Annotated in this window: 17 protein-coding genes and 2 pseudogenes; 4 read left to right on the top strand and 15 right to left on the bottom strand. The window is 42.2% G+C overall.

The window, feature by feature from the left end; translation table 11 throughout:
* Positions 1 to 194 precede the first annotated feature (194 nt).
* Genes BV455_RS17050 through BV455_RS17015 form a run of 8 tightly spaced genes read right to left on the bottom strand, consistent with a single transcriptional unit; the run spans position 195 to position 10,228 of the window.
* Positions 195 to 914, bottom strand: coding sequence for an NlpC/P60 family protein (locus tag BV455_RS17050; protein WP_218687443.1), 720 nt, complete (start codon positions 912 to 914; stop codon positions 195 to 197).
* Positions 915 to 967: 53 nt separating this feature from the next.
* On the bottom strand, positions 968 to 1,375 hold the full coding sequence (locus BV455_RS17045) for an NUDIX hydrolase (RefSeq protein ID WP_017437750.1): 408 nt from the start codon (positions 1,373 to 1,375) through the stop codon (positions 968 to 970).
* Positions 1,356 to 3,233, bottom strand: a complete 1,878-nt coding sequence (locus BV455_RS17040) for a 2-aminoethylphosphonate aminotransferase (RefSeq protein WP_218687442.1) — start codon at positions 3,231 to 3,233, stop codon at positions 1,356 to 1,358. Before BV455_RS17040 ends, BV455_RS17045 begins: the two co-directional genes overlap by 20 nt.
* The gene (aepY, locus tag BV455_RS17035; RefSeq protein ID WP_218688066.1) at positions 3,226 to 4,353 is read right to left on the bottom strand and encodes a phosphonopyruvate decarboxylase; all 1,128 of its coding nucleotides are present in this window, start codon (positions 4,351 to 4,353) and stop codon (positions 3,226 to 3,228) included. Before aepY ends, BV455_RS17040 begins: the two co-directional genes overlap by 8 nt.
* Positions 4,343 to 5,947, bottom strand: coding sequence for a phosphoenolpyruvate mutase (aepX, locus tag BV455_RS17030; RefSeq protein WP_081161752.1), 1,605 nt, complete (start codon positions 5,945 to 5,947; stop codon positions 4,343 to 4,345). Before aepX ends, aepY begins: the two co-directional genes overlap by 11 nt.
* A gap of 55 nt (positions 5,948 to 6,002) precedes the next feature.
* Positions 6,003 to 7,400, bottom strand: a complete 1,398-nt coding sequence (locus BV455_RS17025; RefSeq protein ID WP_081161748.1) for a Mur ligase family protein — start codon at positions 7,398 to 7,400, stop codon at positions 6,003 to 6,005.
* A 13-nt stretch (positions 7,401 to 7,413) separates the two neighbouring features.
* A complete protein-coding gene (locus BV455_RS17020) occupies positions 7,414 to 8,814 on the bottom strand; it encodes a Mur ligase family protein (RefSeq protein WP_218687441.1) in 1,401 nt (466 codons plus the stop codon).
* Between the two features lie 13 nt (positions 8,815 to 8,827).
* Positions 8,828 to 10,228 (bottom strand): UDP-N-acetylmuramoyl-tripeptide--D-alanyl-D-alanine ligase, encoded by a 1,401-nt coding sequence (locus BV455_RS17015; RefSeq protein WP_061579744.1) that lies wholly within the window; start codon positions 10,226 to 10,228, stop codon positions 8,828 to 8,830.
* Positions 10,229 to 10,733: 505 nt separating this feature from the next.
* Between BV455_RS17015 and BV455_RS17010 the strand changes: the two genes are divergently transcribed.
* The gene (locus BV455_RS17010; protein WP_061579743.1) at positions 10,734 to 11,399 is read left to right on the top strand and encodes a hypothetical protein; all 666 of its coding nucleotides are present in this window, start codon (positions 10,734 to 10,736) and stop codon (positions 11,397 to 11,399) included.
* A gap of 666 nt (positions 11,400 to 12,065) precedes the next feature.
* Here BV455_RS17010 and BV455_RS17005 read toward each other — a convergent pair.
* Positions 12,066 to 13,180, bottom strand: a pseudogene (locus BV455_RS17005) (IS3 family transposase).
* Positions 13,181 to 13,321: 141 nt separating this feature from the next.
* On the opposite strand from BV455_RS17005, the gene BV455_RS21000 reads away from it, so the two are divergent.
* The 3 genes and pseudogenes from BV455_RS21000 to BV455_RS16990 all read left to right on the top strand — a co-directional run bounded on the left by BV455_RS21000 (position 13,322) and on the right by BV455_RS16990 (position 15,285).
* Complete coding sequence (locus BV455_RS21000; RefSeq protein ID WP_161939246.1) at positions 13,322 to 13,417, top strand: hypothetical protein; 96 nt, start codon at positions 13,322 to 13,324, stop codon at positions 13,415 to 13,417.
* Positions 13,418 to 13,474: 57 nt separating this feature from the next.
* Positions 13,475 to 13,907 (top strand): annotated as a pseudogene (locus tag BV455_RS16995) (molybdopterin dinucleotide binding domain-containing protein); the annotation flags it as partial.
* Between the two features lie 142 nt (positions 13,908 to 14,049).
* Positions 14,050 to 15,285, top strand: a complete 1,236-nt coding sequence (locus BV455_RS16990) for an IS256 family transposase (protein ID WP_218687240.1) — start codon at positions 14,050 to 14,052, stop codon at positions 15,283 to 15,285.
* 320 nt (positions 15,286 to 15,605) lie between these two features.
* On the opposite strand, the gene BV455_RS16985 is transcribed toward BV455_RS16990, so the two are convergent.
* The 6 genes from BV455_RS16985 to BV455_RS16960 are packed head-to-tail and all read right to left on the bottom strand — an operon-like array spanning position 15,606 to position 18,560.
* Positions 15,606 to 16,052, bottom strand: coding sequence for a EutP/PduV family microcompartment system protein (locus tag BV455_RS16985; RefSeq protein ID WP_042411171.1), 447 nt, complete (start codon positions 16,050 to 16,052; stop codon positions 15,606 to 15,608).
* Positions 16,049 to 16,387 carry an ethanolamine utilization microcompartment protein EutS gene (gene eutS / locus BV455_RS16980; protein ID WP_017435941.1) on the bottom strand — a complete coding sequence of 113 codons (339 nt, stop codon included), beginning with the start codon at positions 16,385 to 16,387 and terminating at the stop codon, positions 16,049 to 16,051. The genes BV455_RS16985 and eutS overlap by 4 nt, the downstream gene beginning before the upstream one ends.
* Positions 16,388 to 16,401: 14 nt before the next feature.
* Positions 16,402 to 16,668: a EutN/CcmL family microcompartment protein gene (locus BV455_RS16975; protein WP_042411174.1), complete on the bottom strand. Its 267-nt coding sequence runs from the start codon at positions 16,666 to 16,668 to the stop codon at positions 16,402 to 16,404.
* Positions 16,669 to 16,673: 5 nt separating this feature from the next.
* Positions 16,674 to 17,471 carry a hypothetical protein gene (locus tag BV455_RS16970; protein ID WP_061579889.1) on the bottom strand — a complete coding sequence of 266 codons (798 nt, stop codon included), beginning with the start codon at positions 17,469 to 17,471 and terminating at the stop codon, positions 16,674 to 16,676.
* A gap of 10 nt (positions 17,472 to 17,481) precedes the next feature.
* Entirely contained in the window at positions 17,482 to 18,261 is a 780-nt protein-coding gene (gene pduL / locus BV455_RS16965; RefSeq protein WP_061579888.1) for a phosphate propanoyltransferase, read from the bottom strand.
* An 11-nt stretch (positions 18,262 to 18,272) separates the two neighbouring features.
* Positions 18,273 to 18,560: a BMC domain-containing protein gene (locus BV455_RS16960; RefSeq protein ID WP_017435945.1), complete on the bottom strand. Its 288-nt coding sequence runs from the start codon at positions 18,558 to 18,560 to the stop codon at positions 18,273 to 18,275.
* Positions 18,561 to 18,599 lie beyond the last annotated feature (39 nt).

The raw sequence follows: 18,599 nt of genomic DNA, 5'->3' as shown, positions 1-18,599 counted from the left end.
TGTATGACTGCAATAAATCCACCTCAATCAGTTGGCGTAAATAAAAATCATTTATGTGAAATGATGAACCTTTGTAAGCCGATTCAAGGGGGAAAGCAGAAGTTAAAAAATGAAGATATAAAAAAGCTTCACCTCCTCTATTGTCATCAGACATAGAAAGCGTTGTTTAAGGAGATGAAAAAGGCTTGTCGCCATTAATCCTGGAAATTCTGGGTCTTAGGCATAACAATAGGCTTTTGCGGCGGGAGTACATACCGCTCTGGAATAACCGGTCCTCTGTCTTCATGGCCGGGAATCACTTTTCCCGGTGTCCATGAGCCTTCCGGCAGAATTCGTTGAGCATTATAGAAATGCAGTCCATACCAGCGTTTAAAGCCGGTGATAATCCCAATGGCTGTAGGAGCTCCACTTGCTGTGCAGATTACCGCTGGGTTTCCGTCGAGTTGCCCCATGTAAATCCCAACATGGCCGATGTAAAAAGTACCGTCGGGCCGCTGTTTCCACCAAGTGAGTATATCTCCGGGACGAAGGTTTTCTAACCCTTCGAGGCTCCAATACCCATCAACTATTTTCTTATATACACCTTCCACTCTTGTACCGATATTGTCATATTTTTTAGCGACGCCAGTTAATTCAAAACCAAAATCGCCATAGACTAATTTCGTAAACCCCGAACAATCGACAACTCCGTCGGAATGGTATGAGTTGAAGCCATGGCCATATACGGTATAGCCATGCTCCATATACCATATCGCGCGTTCTACGATTTGATCGGCCAGGCTTCCCTTGATATGTTTATATGCTTCTCTATACTGAGCCACTCTCACTAATTCCTTTTTGACATACTCATCATAGTTCTTTTTGTATTTAGCGATCGCTTCTTCTGTTGTCAATGATATATAGGAAGCAGACATTCATTCATCCTCCCTTAAATTAGGATTCCATGAAAACATTCATCTCCTTTAAATTAGGATTCGATGAAAAAAGGATGTTCTTCTTCATTCAAACATTTCAAAATTCTTTCTTTATAAGTTTTCCACTTCACCTTCTGCAAGGCCTCATCGATGGTAAAATACCCAGCATCTAAAGCATCGTCCCCTCCCGCTAATTCACCGCTTACCGGCGTCCCAAGAAAAAGTACCGTACATCTGCTGTTTTCGATGTCTTGAATGATTCCGCAAAATTTGGTCAATCGGACTTCAATGCCTGCCTCTTCCCTGACTTCCCTGATGGCCGCCGCCTTGATGGATTCGCCGTTTTCTACATAACCGCCAGGGAATTCCCACCCCCTTTTCCAGTTCTTAACCAAAAGGATTTTGTTCTCACTATTTACAACAGCTACGGAAGCCGCTAATCTATGTTTTGGAATCGCCATGAATCTCCTTCCTTTCCGTGCAGTAACCTATGCTTATTAGATATTGTTCAAGCAGACTTACAAATAATTCCATGTCCTTATAGGTAATATCCCCGATATTTGCTACCCTGAAAGTATTCTGTCCGTCAAGCTTGCCGGGGTAAATGGTATATCCGTGGCGATAAAAATAATCATGCATCTCCTGAAAATCGTAGCCAGGGATATTCGGTTCCATAATGGCGGTTATGATCCGGGAATGATGTTCTTTCTTGACCAGATGGGTTAAACCCAAGCGGGTAATGCCATTGATCAGAACTTCCCATGATTTGGTATATCTCTCATACCTCTTCTCAATCCCTTCCAGACGTGTCTCAATGATAGCCTGCTTTAGTGCATAAAGTGCCTGCACCGGAGGGGTGAATCGCATCTGCTTCGTTTCTAAAAAATATTTGTACTGTGAATAAAGATGAAGATAAAAATTTCGCGGGCGAAGGTGTTTCGTCATTTCTAAATGATCCTTTTTAGCAACTACAAATGCGACACCGGCCATTCCTTGAAGATTTTTATTGGAGGACGCGGCAAGATAACTAATATTCATGGCTTCCATATCGATCGGGATCGCCCCGAAGGAACTCATGGCATCGACAATCATTTGGATTTGATATTTTTTGCATAGACGTCCAATGGATTCAATATCATTCAGGAGGCCTGTCGTTGTTTCATTATGGACGACGGCCAGATGGGAAATTTTACGTGCAGAGTTTTGAATCATCGCTTCTATCGCAGCAAGGTCCAAAGGTTCGTCTGGTCTGCTTCGATATTCGATATAATTCAATCCATATGCCTCCGCAATCTGGCACATCCTCTTGCCATACGCGCCATTATTGACAATAAACACAGCCTCCTCACCAATTACCGAGCTCAATATTGCTTCAACGGCTGCGGTGCCCGACCCCCCGAACAAAACAGTGGTGTAATGCTCGGGGTCTGCAACAAATTTTGTAAGTTCATCGGAAATAAATTGCATGACATTGCCGAATTCTTCTTCTCTCGGACAGATGTCAGGGACTACTTGCGCGTATTTAACGGTATCCGTCGTTGTCGCAGGCCCCGGATTGAGCAAGATGTTTCTTTTTACCGGCGGAACATTCTTTTCTTTCGCTTTAATCATGGGATAGATATAACGTTCCGCGCGAAGCAAATGGTGTTCGTTGTCAATTTCGCACCAGGCAAGATTATTCAACTTGTGAACGTATAGATTCACTTGATTGGAAATGCCGACAAGAGCGTATTCATAATCGAGTTTAAGGTCATCATCAAAGCTCGCTTCCGCAAAGTTGCACATGGCTTGAAAGGTAGGATAGGAGATTTTCGTAATGCCTACTAACTCCGCATAGATATGGTTGAGTTCATTTTCTTTTTTTGCCATATTTCGCAAAAAACGATATTCATCGGTCTCGATAAATACTGCATCATCCGAACCTGTCAACTCACTCGCCAAAATAACATCCGGCCTTTTATTGTTGATTAATATATCTAACGCTTTTTTTTCATAAATTAAGTCACTCTCAAGAAGAAGAAAGTCATCCGAAATATGATCCTTTAAATTGTAAAGGGTATACATACTGCCTGTTTTTTCATATTCGTCATTACGTACGCATGTAATTTGCGGGTATCGCGTAGCCAGACACTCGTAAGCTTCCGCCAAATAGCCTGTTCCAATCACGATCTTTTCGATTCCCATCTCAAGCAATTTGCAAATAGACTGTTCTACAATCGGCTTTTCATTAAGCATTAAGAAGCCTTTAGGATGACTTTTCGTTCTTTCTCCCAGTCTAGTGCCCATTCCTGCCGCTAAAATGACTGCGGTTTTAATCATGAAGAAACACCTTCAATCTCTCTTTCACTTCATATGGCTTCATTTTCGGCCGTCCAAGGCCTTCTATCGATCCTTTGGCTATTTTCATATATAGAAACGTAAGATTTTTCTCTCTCTTCCAATCTTTGATACAAGATTCCAATTCCTCAAGGTTATGAACGTAAATCGATTTCGAGTAGCCGCAAGCTGCCGCAATATCCACGAAATTTACGTTGTGCGATACCGTGCTCTGGCCGCCTGTCGAATCATGGGTGTTATTATCCAACAGAATATGCAGCATATTTTTTGGAGCGTAGCATCCATTTGTAGCCAGGCTTCCCATGCGCATCAGCAAGGCCCCGTCTCCTTCAATAACGACGATATCTTTATCTTTTTTGGCCAGTGCAAGCCCAAGCCCCAGAGAACTGACACAGCCCATGGACCCCACCATGTATAGATTATTCGGAGCATCTTCAATCTCGTAGAGCTCCCGTCCTGTTTTTCCGGTTGTAGCCAACTGAACGGTTTTGTCATCCTTTAATGAGTTGATCAGTTTTAATGCTTCGATTCGGGTTGGAAGTTGATCATCTTTCGTTTTCCCGACCTTTAACACGTTTAAGTTGGATCGTTGTTTTTGATCCTTTAACGGCTCTTTCTCAAACGTGTTTTTTTTCACGACAAAAAAGAAGGTTTGGTCCCTTTCGATATATGAATGAGCTCGCACGAGTTGATTTTTTGCCTGCTCGAAGTCAGTCGATAAATATCCCCATTTAATTTCCATAAGATCGAGCATTTGCGTTGTGATACGTCCCATCAATTCATGCTGCGGTTCATCGGGAATACCTGGTTCGCCTCTCAAGCTTACAAATCCGAGCACAGGAATGTGGAAAGGATAATTCAGGGAAACCAATGGCGATACGGCATTGGTTAACCCTGAATTTTGCATGAGAACAACCGGCTTCTCGCCTGCCAGATAAGCCCCAGCGGCAATCGCTACCGCTTCACCCTCATTTGTTGCCGCAACGTAGTCACAATCATTAATCGCATAATTGATTAAGTTCTTTAGAAAAGAGCACGGTACTCCACTGAAGAAACGAAAGCCCATCTTTTTTAATTCTTCGCCGAACATTTTAGTGTTTATCAAATAAATCACCTGCCTTTTGGAGGTCACGGATGGTATCGATATCAAGCCATGAACCTTTGATATATTTCACCGCAATAGGGTGGAACGAACTAATGTAATTAAAAAGGTCTGCCATTGTCAGCTGTTTGAAGTCTTCTCTTTTTGATAGTTCTTCTAAAGCTTTTTTTACAATTTTAGAACCGTTTTTTGTCACCTTCCAGAGACCGATAAATTCACCATGGATTTCTTCTTCTTTCAAGTCCCCTGACATTTTGATAAACCGGACAGTGCTGGAGTAAAGTTTCTTAGAATAAGGTGTGTCGGTGGATACGAAGTCTTTATCATGACTGATGGTTTCTACATCAGCGTCAACAATGAGGGTAATGTCGTTCATATCGTTCAGAAGATCGTTGAGGATATAGTTTTTGAAAATAATATCTCCATAGCTGATCACAGTATTCTCTTTAATTTTGTCCTTAGCCAGATATAAGGAGTAAAGTTCTTTCGTTTCTGCAAACAAGTCATTGTCAATAACCGAAAAATTCGCTGCGGCAACCTTATCTTTGGCAAAGCCTCTAACCACGCAAATATCTTTGATGCCAACCTTATTAAATTCATCAATTTGCGTCGCTAGTAGGGATTTTCCTCCAACCTCAAGCAGAGTCTTTGGAATCTCTGCAGTAAGCTCATCCATATCGCCTCTGCTCGCCGCCAATATAATGGCATTCACGTTCTTTCCAGAAGCCGGAAGATATATTTTTTCAGCTTGTTTCAATTCATCTACTCCCTGAAGCCTGAACACTTCGTCTACAGAAACAACGTTAGGCTCTATATTCACAAGGCTTTGTTCTTGACAAATTTGCCGGCTCGTTTCCTGCATCGCCTTGATCGCTGCCCTTAGATTATGATTGGCCCAAATCACGAGGCTAACACCCAATTCTCTAAACTTCTGCGTTGGAACGGAATAATACTTTGTCGGTACAATCACGACTGGAAGTCTGTTGCCCCATTCTTTCATAAATGCTTCGATCTCAGCAGCATCGTTTCTCTTGCTGTGTATCAAAATCGCGTCGGCCCCCGCCTGACGATAAGCCTCGGCGCGGCGAAGCGCCTCTCTGAGCCCCCAGCCTGCGATAAAAGCTTCCACTCTCGCAACGACAACAAAGTCATCGTCAGCCTGGCTATCCTTCATCGCTTTGATTTTACCGCAAAACTCTTCGATATCCGCAAGCGGTTGTGCTTCTCCGCTGATAAAAGAATTGGTTTTCGGAAATAATTTGTCTTCTATACAAACACCGGCAATTTGCCTTGATTCTAATTTTTTTACAAGACGTCGGGCATTATTGAAGTTTCCGTAGCCGGTATCCCCGTCCAGCAAAATCGGTATGGACGTAGCATCGCTCATAAACTCCAAAACTTCCAGCACCTGTGTCCATGAAGCTTCGTTGTTGTCTCTTACTCCCATGGAAGCGGAAATAGATAGTCCACTCGCCCAAATTCCTTTAAATCCGGCCTCTTCCACAATTTTCGCCGACAATCCATTGTGAGCCTCCATGATAAATTCCAATGAATTAGAATTGATTAGATTTCTTAACTGAGTTGTCTTTTTCATCGCCGATCCCTTTCATTTATAAAATTTCATTTTTTGATATCGCATGAAATTTGAGTTAAGGCATTATTGCCCGTTTTAACTTTTGGAAGGAGTCCTGAACCATGACGCGATGAGGGATTTTAAGAAGCACGACAGAGTCCTGGTTTAAAAAAGGCTTAAGGATTTGATAGATTTCCGTTCCGCTGTTGGAAAAATAAACTTTACTTGGATCCATTCCGAGTTCTAGGGCTTTTCTTCCGATTTCCCGGGCTTCATCCCCTACGACAAACAGGTAGTCAACCTGTGTTTCCACCACTTTTTCGCCTATTCTCGCGTATTGTTGCCTTGCAAATTCGCTCTCCCCAAGCTGAGGCATATATCCCAAAATCGCGATCTTCGTTTTCGATCCGGAGGTTTCTTGAAGCACTTCAAGTGCGGACGCCATGGAAAGAGGAGCCGCATTCCATGTATCGTCAATGATGGTGCAGCCGCCCGCTCCGTGACGGAATTGCAGATGTTCTTTCATCTGTGCAAACGATGCTAATCGTTCACAACATTCCTGTACACTCATGCCCGCACTGGATGCGGCTGCGATAGCGGCAAGGGCGTTGTATACATTAGGCTTGCCGTAACCCGGCACAAAAACCTCGTAAGTTTGATCTTGATGCTTTAGAGTAAACTGCATTCCTCCATCCACGTAGCGGACATTTTTCGCTTGAAAATGGCATCCGTCACTGAAGCCAAAATAGATGACCTGTTGAAACCCGCTTACATCGAGAACCTTTTTTATGTTGCTGTCATCAGCGTTTAAGATGAGAACCCCTGTCTTCGGATCTAATCCGTTTATGATTTCGGCTTTCGCCTTCATATAGGCTTCCGGTGTTTTGCAATCCTTTAAATGGTAGACATCAATATTTAGCAAGATTCTGATTTGGGGTTGGAAATATTGAATGGTATTAGCTAGATAACCTGGGGAAGCAACAGGCATTTCAAAGACAGCTGCTTGTGTCTCATCATCAATTCCGAGCAAATACTTTAAATTAAGGGACCGTTGATTATTGCTGAGAAAGGTGGAGTGGACTTTATAATATTTTCTTAAGATATGTTTTACCATTTCTTTGGTCGTTGTCTTGCCACAGGTACCAGTGATGCCGATAATCGGGATCTGAAAAAGATGGCGATAATAGTTAACAAACTTCCAATAGGCTTCCTCTATATTTGGGACTTTAATAAGAATGACATCCTTGCCTATATCTTGGAAATAATCAGGATTATCTGTAACAACAACGACCGATTTGTACTTTTGAAACAGTTTTTTGTCAATTTTCATATCGTTGTAGCGGTAAAACAGCATCGTTTGGTCTTTAATTTTTTTGGGTCGATAGGTAACATCTTGTATCAAGGGATTGCCGGATCCCTGTATGACAGTACCACCTATCGCTGCAAGAATATCTTGTAGATATAAACTTTTCATGCGGGTCCTCCATTCACGAAACGATAATTTTCGCCTTCAGTTCTTTAAATGAGTCCTGAACCATAACACGGTGAGGGATCTTGAGAAGCACGATCGCTTCCTCGTTTAAAAGGGGATGAAGAATCTCATAGATTTCCGTTCCGCTGCTGCAAAAATGAACGTTGCTCGGATCCATTCCAAGCTCGATTGCCTTTCTTCCGATTTCCCGGGCTTCATCCCCTACGACAAACAGGTAGTCAACCTGTGTTCCCACCACTTTTTCTCCTATTCTCGCATATTGTTGCCTTGCAAATTCGCTCTCCCCAAGCTGAGGCATATATCCCAAAATCGCGATCTTCGTTTTCGAGCCGGAAGTTTCTTGAAGTACTTCAAGTGCGGATGCCATGGAAAGAGGAGCCGCATCCCATGTATCGTCAATGATGGTGCAGCCGCCCGCTCCGTGACGGAATTGCAGATGTTCTTCCATCTGTGCAAACGATGCTAATCGTTCACAACATTCCTGTACACTCATGCCCGCACTGGATGCTGCTGCGATAGCGGCAAGGGCGTTGTATACATTAGGCTTGCCGTAACCCGGCACAAAAACCTCGTAAGTTTGATCTTGATGCTTTAGAGTAAACTGCATTCCTCCATCCACGTAGCGGACATTTTTCGCTTGAAAATGGCATCCGTCACTGAAGCCAAAATAGATGACCCGTTGAAATCCGCTTACATCGAGAACCTTTTTTATGTTGCTGTCATCAGCGTTTAAGATGAGAACCCCTGTCTTCGGATCTAATCCGTTTATGATTTCGGCTTTCGCCTTCATATAGGCTTCCGGTGTTTTGCAATCCTTTAAATGGTAGACATCAATATTTAGCAAGATTCTGATTTGGGGTTGGAAATATTGGATAGTATTGGTCAGATAACCTGGGGCAACAACAGGCATTTCAAAGACAGCTGCTTGTGTCTCATCATCAATTCCGAGCAAATACTTTAAATTAAGGGACCGTTGATTATTGCTGAGAAAGGTGGAGTGGACTTTATAATATTTTCTTAAGATATGTTTTACCATTTCTTTGGTTGTTGTCTTGCCACAGGTACCAGTGATGCCGATAATCGGGATGTCAAAAAGGTGACGATAATAGTTAACAAACTTCCAATAGGCCTCCTCTATATTTGGGACTTTAATAAGAATGACATCCTTGCCTACATCTTGGAAATAATCAGGATTATCTGTAACAACAACGACCGATTTGTACTTTCGAAATAATTTCCTGTCAATTTTCATATCGTTGTAACGGTAAAACAGCATCGTTTGGTCTTTAATTTTTTTGGGTCGATAGGTAACATCTTGTATCAAGGGATTGCCGGATCCCTGTATGACAGTACCACCTATCGCTGCAAGAATATCTTGGAGATATAAACTTTTCATGCGGGTCCTCCATTCACGAAACGATAATTTTCGCCTTCAGTTCTTTAAATGAGTCCTGAACCATGACACGGTGAGGGATCTTGAAAAGCACGATCGCTTCCTCGTTTAAAAGAGGGTGAAGGATCTCATAGATTTCCGTTCCGCTGTTGGAAAAATAAACTTTACTTGGATCCATTCCGAGTTCCAGGGCTTTTCTTCCAATTTCCTTCGCTTCATCCCCCACCACAATGAGAAAATCCACTTGTGTTTCGATTACTTTCTCTCCCATCTTGGCATACTCTTGCTGTGCATACTCTCCGTCCCCTAACTGGGGCATATATCCTAAAATAGCGATTTTGGTTTTGGAACCGGCAACTTCTTTCATTACTTGAAGAGCGTTTGCCATCGAAAGAGGAGTTACATTCCACGTATCGTCAATGACGGTGCAACCACCCAGCCCGGAATGGAACTCCAAATGTTCGATCACTTGGTTAAACGACGCCAATCGCTCGCATGCTTCCTTTATATCCACCCCTGCACTCCACGTCGCTGCGATAGCGGCAAGAGCATTATACACGTTATGTTTGCCATACCCTGGCACAAAGACGGGATAGGTTTGATTTTGATGACGGAGCGTAAACCTCATACCTCCTCGGTCATAGGCGACATCCGTTGCTTGAAAGTCGCATCCGTCGCTGAAGCCGAAATAGAGAATGATGTTGCGGAATTTACTCACATCAATTTTTTTAATGTTCTCGTCATCTGCATTTAAGATGAGAGTTCCGTTCACCGGATCTAAATCATGCAGGATTTCCGCTTTTGCCTCCAGATAACGTTCCGGAGTTTTGCATCCCACCAGATGATACACGTCAATGTTTAACAAAACCCTTATCTGAGGACGAAAATATTTTATATAAAAAGTGATATCCCCTGGGGAGTCTACGCCCATTTCAATCACGGCTGCTCCTGTTGTCTCGTCAATTCCAAGAAGATAACGATGATTTCGATGACCGCCGTTGAAACTCTTATAAGTAGCTTGGACTTTATAACGTTTTTCAAGAATATGTTTAATCATTTCTTTTGTTGTTGTTTTACCGCAGGTTCCTGTTACCCCTATAATGGGGATATCAAAAAGACTGCGGTAATAATCAATAAACTTCCAATAGGCCTCATCTACATCTTCTACTTTTATGACAATCACGTCATCGCCAAGATGGTTAAAGTCTTGTGGTTTTTCCGTTACAACGACAATAGGCTTAAATTTTTTGAACAGTTTGGAATTTATTTTTCTTTTTGTATATAAATCAATGAGCAGTGTATGATTATCTACCTTGTAACGTTTCGTTACTACATTTTTAATAAGTGGATTTCCCTCTCCTTGCACCAATGATCCACCAATATGAGGAACAAGCTCGTTTAGATAAAGCCATTTCATATATGTTTCCTCTCTTCTTCATTTTCTCAGTGTGTAATATTGTATACATGTGATTGCGATGTGGTTACTGTATATTGGGCGGGAGCCTATTTATACGACCCGGCATTAAACAAATTTTAAGATATGATACGGCAATCAGATGAGAAAGGTTTGTGCCATTTCCCATCTGAAAATGAATGAAACACAACGTCTGCCACAATGTTCTGAACATTCGATTTTTGGGACCTAAGTACGCTTATTTAAAACTAAATAAAAAATGGTCTACTGTATCTGCCAGTAGACCACCATCATAGATTACTTGCCGAGAAAAAACGAGAATATAACCTAAAAATCGGAATAAGACTTCTGTTTCGTGAGACCATGCATATTCATTGTTCAAATTGAACCTCATGTCCATCCCCAGGTTTTCGAGCCTAATTATTGATAAAAAGGCACCTTTCAGTAAAAAAACGTTTAATATGTAGTAGCTTGGCTAAATGGAAAGCATCAAAAAGGAGGGTATTTTATGGAATTTACTCTTACAGGAGGGGATTCTTCCCTAGTCACCGTGAAGCAAAATCCTCCGAACACCCCTGTAGAAGTCATTTGTGACAATGGGGGGTGTAGTTGTAACAATAGATGTGGTCTTACTACGTTTGAAGGTGGAGAAAGTTCAACTCCAATTCCCCCAATCCCTTTGTGTGTAACATTGGCATCGTTTCCCGGTTGGCTTTTTCTAGAGGGAGGGAATGTTGGAAATTGGCCTTCTCCCGATACAGTAGCATTTTGGATAGGTGGTACCACTCGTGAGATTACGTTTCAGCCCGCAGTCGCTTCTGTTAGCTTCTTTTATGCTTCCGCTGTAAATGTTACTCTAGAAGCATTTGATGCAAATAACAATTTGATTGCAAGTGTAGTAGGTCCAGCCAATTTTGTTCCTCCTCTTTTTGATAATTGGGACCCTTTAGGCGTTAACGTGGGCTCCAATAGAATTACAAGAATCAGAATAACTGGTAATAGTAACCAAACGGGCATTGATAACTTGAAAGTATGCTCCGTACGCCGAACATGTTGCAAAACGCATAATCCATTCATAAACGCAAATGTACGCCAAAATGCAAATGTACGCCAACAAATCCGCCCGTCTTGGAAACCATATGCAGTGACTAAAAAACACACTTCCAAACGGTGAACATGATTTCCAATTTTGTTATTAAACGTGTAATGCCTAGCGAAACTGCCCCTCTTTTACCGGATTACCCCCTGATTTTGAGAACACCCTATCTGATTTAAGGTTATTCATGAACCTCTCCCACCTACACTCCGTTTGAAGGTGGGAGTTTTTACTAAATTCATCAAAGAAGCTTCGACGAAGAAGAAGGACTCCTTCCCCTACTCGGATGAACCCATCGGAAGCCTTTTCGGCGGAATAGTAAGCAACATCAGTTTTTCAAGTTTCTTATCGGGATAATGAGCGGTGGAAAGTCCTTTTTAGAGGTCTTGATGAGAGGATTATCTGACGAACATATACTTATGGCTTGAATCGAATGACTATGAAGATGGAACTTTCCTTTCGTTTGCTTTTGTAGCGCGCTTTTCGAAATTCACCTTCCGTACTGAAGAAGGAGTGTTCCTTCGTTAATCAAAGGTACTCTTTCCAGACAAGATCTGACTCACGGTCGCAAGCGTACAGCCGCTTGTGATCTGCTTTTGATGCATGGAAAAACACCTTTTGTCCACGGAGCATAGTGGTTCCTCCTTACATTGTTCTTGTTATAGAAATATTATAGTTTTTTTGGGATAAAAACTGGTGGTATGTCAAGAAAACAGATACGTTAAACAGAGAGAATAGCTGAATTTATGCAGCTACTTTTCTCTGGTGAGCGTAGTATGAAGCCTCAAATTCACATGGCGATACATAGCCAAGGGCGGAATGACTTCTTTTGCGGTTGTAGAAGCATTCGATGTACTCAAAAATGTCTTATTTCGCTTCTTTTCGCGTGCGGAATCGATTCAGATAAATGCACTCTTTCTTGATGAGGCTATGAAATGACTCTATACAAGCGTTGTCGTAACAGTTTCCACGTCTCGACATGCTCATTTGAAAATGATGTTCCTGTAAGAGTTGCTGATAGTCATTCGAAGCATATTGACTTCCACGATCCGAATGATGAATCACTCGTTCCGTTGGTTTTTCGCTGTTTAGAGCCCGTTGTAACGCTTTGATGACTAACTCTTTTGTCATTCGTGTATCGATATACCATCCTACCATCTTACGAGTATATAAATCCATGATACTCGCTAAATACAACCAGCCTTCATCAGTAGGAATGTACGTAATATCCGCCATCCATACTTCATTCGGAGCCGTTGCTTGGAAGTTTTGTTTCAATAGATTGTCATATACGTTGTAAGGATGGTTACTGTTCGTAGTGGCTTTGAATTTACGGACGGTAATGGATCTCAAGCCTTCTTTGCTCATGATGCGAGCGACCGTCTTTTAAGACACACGAATCCCTTGTTTGCGCAGTTCTTGCGTAATTTTTGGGCTTCCGTAAATCTTACGGGACTTTAGATGCTCATTTCGAATCTGTTGAGTGAGTTGTTCTTTTCGTTCTTTCTGTTTACTTTTCGCGCGCTTGAGCCAGTCGTAATACCCACTTTTGGAAACATCGAGCACTTGACACATTTTCACCACACGAAATTCATTTCGATGTTGAAAAATGAAGGCGTAAATTACTTCTGGTTTCTGGTGAAGATGCCTAACGCCTTTTTTAGGATCGCTAATTCCTCCTCCCACTCTTGATTGCAATGGCGTAATTCGATGATTTCTTGATTTTGTGGCTTGATGTTGCCTGAACCTACAAAACTCGTTCCATTGCTTTCTTTGTATTCTTTGACCCAACGGTGAAGAGTGTTGTAAGCCAAACCTAACTCTTTTGCCGCTTGTGCGATGGACTTGTCCCCCTCCAAGCATCATTCAACAGCCTGAATTTTGTATTCCTTATCAAATGTTCTCTTTTTCATGATCGGACACCTCGAACCTATTGTAATTAAGTTTATTATAATCTCCCTGTTCTCCGTGTCCAATTTTTAGACTAACATCAGTTACTGGTGCATAAACAAGATGGAAAAATTGTAAAAATACAGGGAGATCCTAATCATCCTGTGACAAAGGGAAATATATGCAATAAAGTGTACGGAATATAATTGAACGAATTTACGATCCAAAGCGCTTGAAATATCCAATGAAACGTACAGGAGCTAAAGAAGATGGAACAAGATGGCTATCCTCCTTTGCCAACCTATACACCACTTGTTAACGATGGAGACTTCCCGTTTTTGTTTGTGCCTGGTCCTAACCATCATTTTTTAAACACAACCTTTTCTAATAATGAAAAACACATTTCTTTTGGAAAGGAACCACGTTTGCATATGAATATTAAAGATGCTTTATCGAAAGGTATTAAGGATGGAGATCAAGTCCGAGTGTGGAACAATCGAGGAGAATGTATATTGAAAGTTTCTGTTGGAGAAAACGTACTTTCAGGCGTCGTTGTCACTCAAGGGCTCTGGGCCGATTCCCCGGGCACGAAACATCTGGTAAACTCACTTACCCCCCGACCGAGTTGCCGATATGGGCAATGGAGCGACTTTCTTTTCAGGGAGGGTGAATGTGGAGAAAGTTTTGGTTAGTTGAACCCCCTTGGGTGCCAAGGGGGGTTTGTTAGTTAAGTCCATATAATTGTGTAAAAAGGGAAATAGAAAAAGAGCCATGTTGCTTCCCCTTTGGTAGAATAAACAGTGGACCAAAAACACCAAACATAAGGGGGAATGCAACCATGGCTCAATATCATATTACCCTAAATGATGAACTTTTGCACGGGTTATTCACCAGAGATGAAGGATTAGCTAAGCTATTGGAACAAGTCCTCAATCAAATCCTCGAGGCACAAGTAGAAGAACAGCTGGGAGCTCGCCGTTATGAACGAACGGAAGAACGAAAAGGCTATCGAAACGGTTCGTATCCACGCCAGCTGACGACCCGGGTGGGACGGTTGACCTTGCGCGTTCCACGGACAAGAGATGGGGAGTTCTCTACGGAACTGTTCCAACGGTATCAACGGAGCGAACAAGCACTGGTACTGGCACTAATGGAAATGGTGGTAAACGGGGTGTCTACCCGAAAAATCACTCAAATCACGGAGGAATTATGCGGCACTTCGTTTTCCAAGTCCACGGTCTCCTCGCTGTGCAAGGGACTGGATCCGATTGTCCAAGACTGGAATTACCGTTCCCTTCATGAACACGTGTATCCGTTTGTGCTAGTAGATGCTATTTATACGAAAGTCCGGGAGGATGGACGAGTACGCTCCAGAGCCGTGTTGATCGCTACAGGAGTGAATGAGGAAGGATATCGGGAAATTCTTGGCCTGCAAATCGGAAACAGTGAATCGGAGTCCAGCTGGAGCGAGTTCTTCGGATGGCTGAAAGACCGAGGACTCCGGGGAGTGGACTTGATCATCTCGGATCAGCACGGTGGGCTGGTGCAAGCCATTGAAAAGCATTTCCAAGGCGCTACATGGCAACGATGCCAGACACATTTTATTCGCAATATCCTCGATGCCGCACCAAAGTATATGCAGGATGCCTTGCTCGAGGAGATTCGTGGGATTCTTCATGCTCCAAATAAGCAAACGGCCCGGCTGTTATTGGAACAAGTGCTGGCCAAATGGGAAGAAAAAGCCCCAAAAGCCATGCAAATCCTCGAAGAGGGATTCGAAGACGCCACCGCCGTATTGGACTATCCGGACCGTTATCGTCGGCGTCTGCGTACGACAAACGGAGTGGAACGGCTGAACGAAGAAATTCGCCGCAGAGAACGGGTCATCCGCATCTTTCCGAACCGGGAATCGGTGTATCGCCTCGTTGGTGCCGTGTTGATCGAAATCGATGAAAAATGGATGTCGGGACGTAAATACTTAGATATGTCCGAATATTGGCAGTGGCGGAAAACGAAAGAGCAAGAAGCTCGATCGGTGAATCAGGAGGCTCCGGCGATCAAGAGAGTGGGATAACCTCTACGCCGTGTCAAGGAGAACGTGGAATACCGGAGCGAAGCGAGGATATGCCGCGAAAGCTCCTTGACACGCCTGTTCCTTGACAACATGATGTTTTGTCCGGAAGGCGACTGGCAGGGAGACTTGCCGGACTTACCTACTATACGTCAAGTCATCAGGTCCATGTTGTCTATCAAAGGGGAATTTACACAATAATTTGGACTTGACCAACGCAGATACCTCCAGCATCAAGTTTCTACAACTCCCCTTCTTTTAAGTTAGTATTTTTATTCTTTCATTTTTTGAACAAGCAGTAAAGAAAGCTTTCTAAACAGAATTTACGAAAGATACGATAAAATTCGTTCTTTTAATTCCATTATTCCTGCGAGAGTAACAGAAGAAGTAAAATAGATGTCTCCTATAGGTAATACAGTTCTTAAAAGTCGGGTTGCTGTCTCGATATCTGCGTTAGGATGATCGATTTTTGTTATTACTCCAATAGGTGTTAGAGGAAATCCAGATGCAAAATTCGGAGGTAAAGTAGAATCTTTTCGTGTAGCATCTTGAATAATTAATAAAACTTTTGCCTCTAGGGCTGTCGCCATTAATGTTCGATAATACATTGGATTCTGGCTGTATTCCCCTGGGGAATCGATAATCCAATTTGCATATTCAAGAGACTGTGTTTTTTTAGCAGAGGAATGTTCCTCACCAAGTAACCTTTTCGCCAATGTAGACTTTCCCGAACCAACCGGTCCAATAATAAGCACTTTTCCTCTTTTCATGACCTTGTGATCTCCGCAGTTGAAAATTTTAAAGTTTTAACAAAAAACTCATTTATATTTTGTATTGCTGTCTCTACATTAGAAACACTTCCAACAATCACCAAAGAACCTGTAAAACGGTCTAAGTAGCCAATCTCTACATCTGCCGATTTTGTAGCAATATCCGCAGCGATAATGGCAGTCTCTGTCGGAGTAACCGTTAAAATTCCAATGGCTCCGGCTTCGTTTATACCAAGGCGTGTATATAATGATTCATCAGGATTAGCAATAATATGAGCTAAGTTTAATTGCTTGCCGGGTACATATTCTTGAATAACGCGCTCTTTTTTCTCCATGCCATCTCTCCTTATTATTTGCGGTATTCAAAAGAATCTACAATCCCTACAACAACTGCATCAACAGGAGAGTCCTTACTGATTAATATTCTAGCGGAGCTTCCTCTTGAAACAATGACTGTTTCTCCATGCCCTGCCCCTATGCGGTCCGCACATATCACTTGTGTGCCTACATCTGTTCCATCGGCATGAATGGGCTGAACTAGTAAAAGTTTTAAATTGTCCATTCCTGCCTCCTTTTGCGTCGCCCAAACACTTCCGACCACCCTTCCAAGAAACAAGAGGATCACCCCTGCACAAATTTGACATCAATCTTCTTTTCATTTAATATGTCTTTTGCTTTTGGTGTAATTAATACCTTCTTATCGACTATCAGTGAATCATTTTCCTTCAAATGGTACTCTACCCAGTCTGCTGTTACTACGTTTCCTTGAAAGCTTTTTCCTTTGTTCACATCTGATGAAATTGTTTCATAACCTTTCAATTTTTCTAAAATTGTCCTATATATTTCCCTTTGCTTTGTAAGGATAATTCCCATGTTCTTTAAATCTTCTTTATATTGAATGAAGAGTTTTTGATAAGCGGGCGGCAGTGATAATTTTTTTAATGTTCTTCGATCGGAGCGCTTAATCCCTGGAACATCTTCACCGATGATAACCGGCTTTCCTAAAGTTAATGCGGAAAACACGATTTCCGCTTTAACCGAGCCTTTTAGTCCAAGAGCTATTCTTGCTGCATTATCTAAATCAATTTCCGGAATCACTACCGCATCATATTCTTTAGGAAGTTCTAAAGGAGCAGGGGCAAATTCGTCTGCTGCGATCACCTTCGTGGATCCTGTCGACTCAATTTGATGAAGACCAAGCCAAGCAGACGTCTCTCCATCTAAGAATAAGAAATCATAGTCAATTTCTTCATTATTTAGTTGTATAAACTGATCTGTAAATAGTTCGTGAGCGGAACTATCACAAAAAACGAACAACACCTTTTTACGTTCTTTTTTACTGGTTTTTGCTTTTTCTAAAAGGTCGCGCACAATCGTCTCCACTAATGTCTTTAACTCTAAATTCATGTCGTGACCCATTTCATCACCTCTAAGCCCTTGCGCTAAAAAGTTCCCCGTTTTTTCCGATTACTTTGACAAAATCACCCGTCCTTAAGTTTGCGGCATTTGCCTCGTCGGTATCAATATGGAAATCAAGAGTAAATCTCTCATTTACTCGAACAACGACTTCTGGAAAAACAACCGGCCGATCAGATATAGCTTGAACCATAAGTCGATCGCCGTCTTTCACTTTGAATTCCTTTGCATCATCTGGAGACATATGAACATGGTTTTTTGCAACAATAACACCTTGTGAAATCGTGATAGAGCCAACTTTTCCAACGATTGTAATACCAGGTGTCCCTTCAATGGAACCGGAAAGCCGGACAGGTGGATGAATCCCAAGAGTAAACCCATCAGTACGCGAAATTTCTACTTGGGTTAACTCTCTTGCAGGACCTAAAACCCTTACTCTCGACAGGATACCTTTAGGACCAACAAGTGTCACTGTTTCCTCTGCGGCAAATTGTCCAGGCTGTGAGAGTGGGCGGTACGGTGTTAATTCATATCCTTTTCCAAATAGAACTTCCACATCATGAGGCGAAAGATGAACATGCCGATTAGAAACCCCTACCGGAATTCTCCATTCCTTTGTTTGAACGATATTTTGAATTGAGTTACTGCCCATCACTTCAATTTTTATTCCACGGTCACGCAAAAAGTCTCGGGCAGCGGGCGTCAACCGATGTTGATGTGAAATGAAATAAGGATTTGATAACGTTCCTTTTAACATTTCTGCTCTTAAATGTGTTTCCGTAATCACCGTCATTTACTTCTAACCTACTCCCCTGCTTTTGGAAGAAGAAGTTCAATATCTGCGTGAGGACGTGGGATTACATGAACAGAGATTAATTCCCCTACCTTTTCAGCTGCTGCAGCACCAGCGTCCGTTGCTGCCTTTACTGCTCCAACATCTCCTCTTACTAAAACTGTTACCAGTCCGCCGCCCACTTGCACTTTTCCGATTAACTTTACGTCTGCAGCTTTTACCATTGCATCCGCCGCTTCAATTGCTCCAACTAACCCTTTTGTTTCAATCATCCCAAGTGCCGAATATTCTCTTGCCATGTTAAATAACCTCCTTAAAATTTTATAAGATTATCAATT

Origin of the sequence: Parageobacillus caldoxylosilyticus, from assembly GCF_019272935.1 — a bacterium.
Lineage (GTDB): Bacteria > Bacillota > Bacilli > Bacillales > Anoxybacillaceae > Saccharococcus > Saccharococcus caldoxylosilyticus.
Note: the sequence above shows the minus strand (reverse complement) of the source record. Positions and strands in the feature narration are given on the sequence as shown.

Excerpts from the sequence above, each read along its gene's own strand:
- BV455_RS17050 (WP_218687443.1), bottom strand. The coding sequence starts at position 914 with ATGTCTGCTTCCTATATATCATTGACAACAGAAGAAGCGATCGCTAAA.
- BV455_RS17045 (WP_017437750.1), bottom strand. The coding sequence starts at position 1,375 with ATGGCGATTCCAAAACATAGATTAGCGGCTTCCGTAGCTGTTGTAAAT.
- BV455_RS17040 (WP_218687442.1), bottom strand. The coding sequence starts at position 3,233 with ATGATTAAAACCGCAGTCATTTTAGCGGCAGGAATGGGCACTAGACTG.
- aepX (WP_081161752.1), bottom strand. The coding sequence starts at position 5,947 with ATGAAAAAGACAACTCAGTTAAGAAATCTAATCAATTCTAATTCATTG.
- BV455_RS17025 (WP_081161748.1), bottom strand. The coding sequence starts at position 7,400 with ATGAAAAGTTTATATCTACAAGATATTCTTGCAGCGATAGGTGGTACT.
- BV455_RS17020 (WP_218687441.1), bottom strand. The coding sequence starts at position 8,814 with ATGAAAAGTTTATATCTCCAAGATATTCTTGCAGCGATAGGTGGTACT.
- BV455_RS17015 (WP_061579744.1), bottom strand. The coding sequence starts at position 10,228 with ATGAAATGGCTTTATCTAAACGAGCTTGTTCCTCATATTGGTGGATCA.
- BV455_RS17010 (WP_061579743.1), top strand. The coding sequence starts at position 10,734 with ATGGAATTTACTCTTACAGGAGGGGATTCTTCCCTAGTCACCGTGAAG.
- BV455_RS16990 (WP_218687240.1), top strand. The coding sequence starts at position 14,050 with ATGGCTCAATATCATATTACCCTAAATGATGAACTTTTGCACGGGTTA.
- BV455_RS16985 (WP_042411171.1), bottom strand. The coding sequence starts at position 16,052 with ATGAAAAGAGGAAAAGTGCTTATTATTGGACCGGTTGGTTCGGGAAAG.
- eutS (WP_017435941.1), bottom strand. The coding sequence starts at position 16,387 with ATGGAGAAAAAAGAGCGCGTTATTCAAGAATATGTACCCGGCAAGCAA.
- BV455_RS16970 (WP_061579889.1), bottom strand. The coding sequence starts at position 17,471 with ATGGGTCACGACATGAATTTAGAGTTAAAGACATTAGTGGAGACGATT.
- pduL (WP_061579888.1), bottom strand. The coding sequence starts at position 18,261 with ATGACGGTGATTACGGAAACACATTTAAGAGCAGAAATGTTAAAAGGA.
- BV455_RS16960 (WP_017435945.1), bottom strand. The coding sequence starts at position 18,560 with ATGGCAAGAGAATATTCGGCACTTGGGATGATTGAAACAAAAGGGTTA.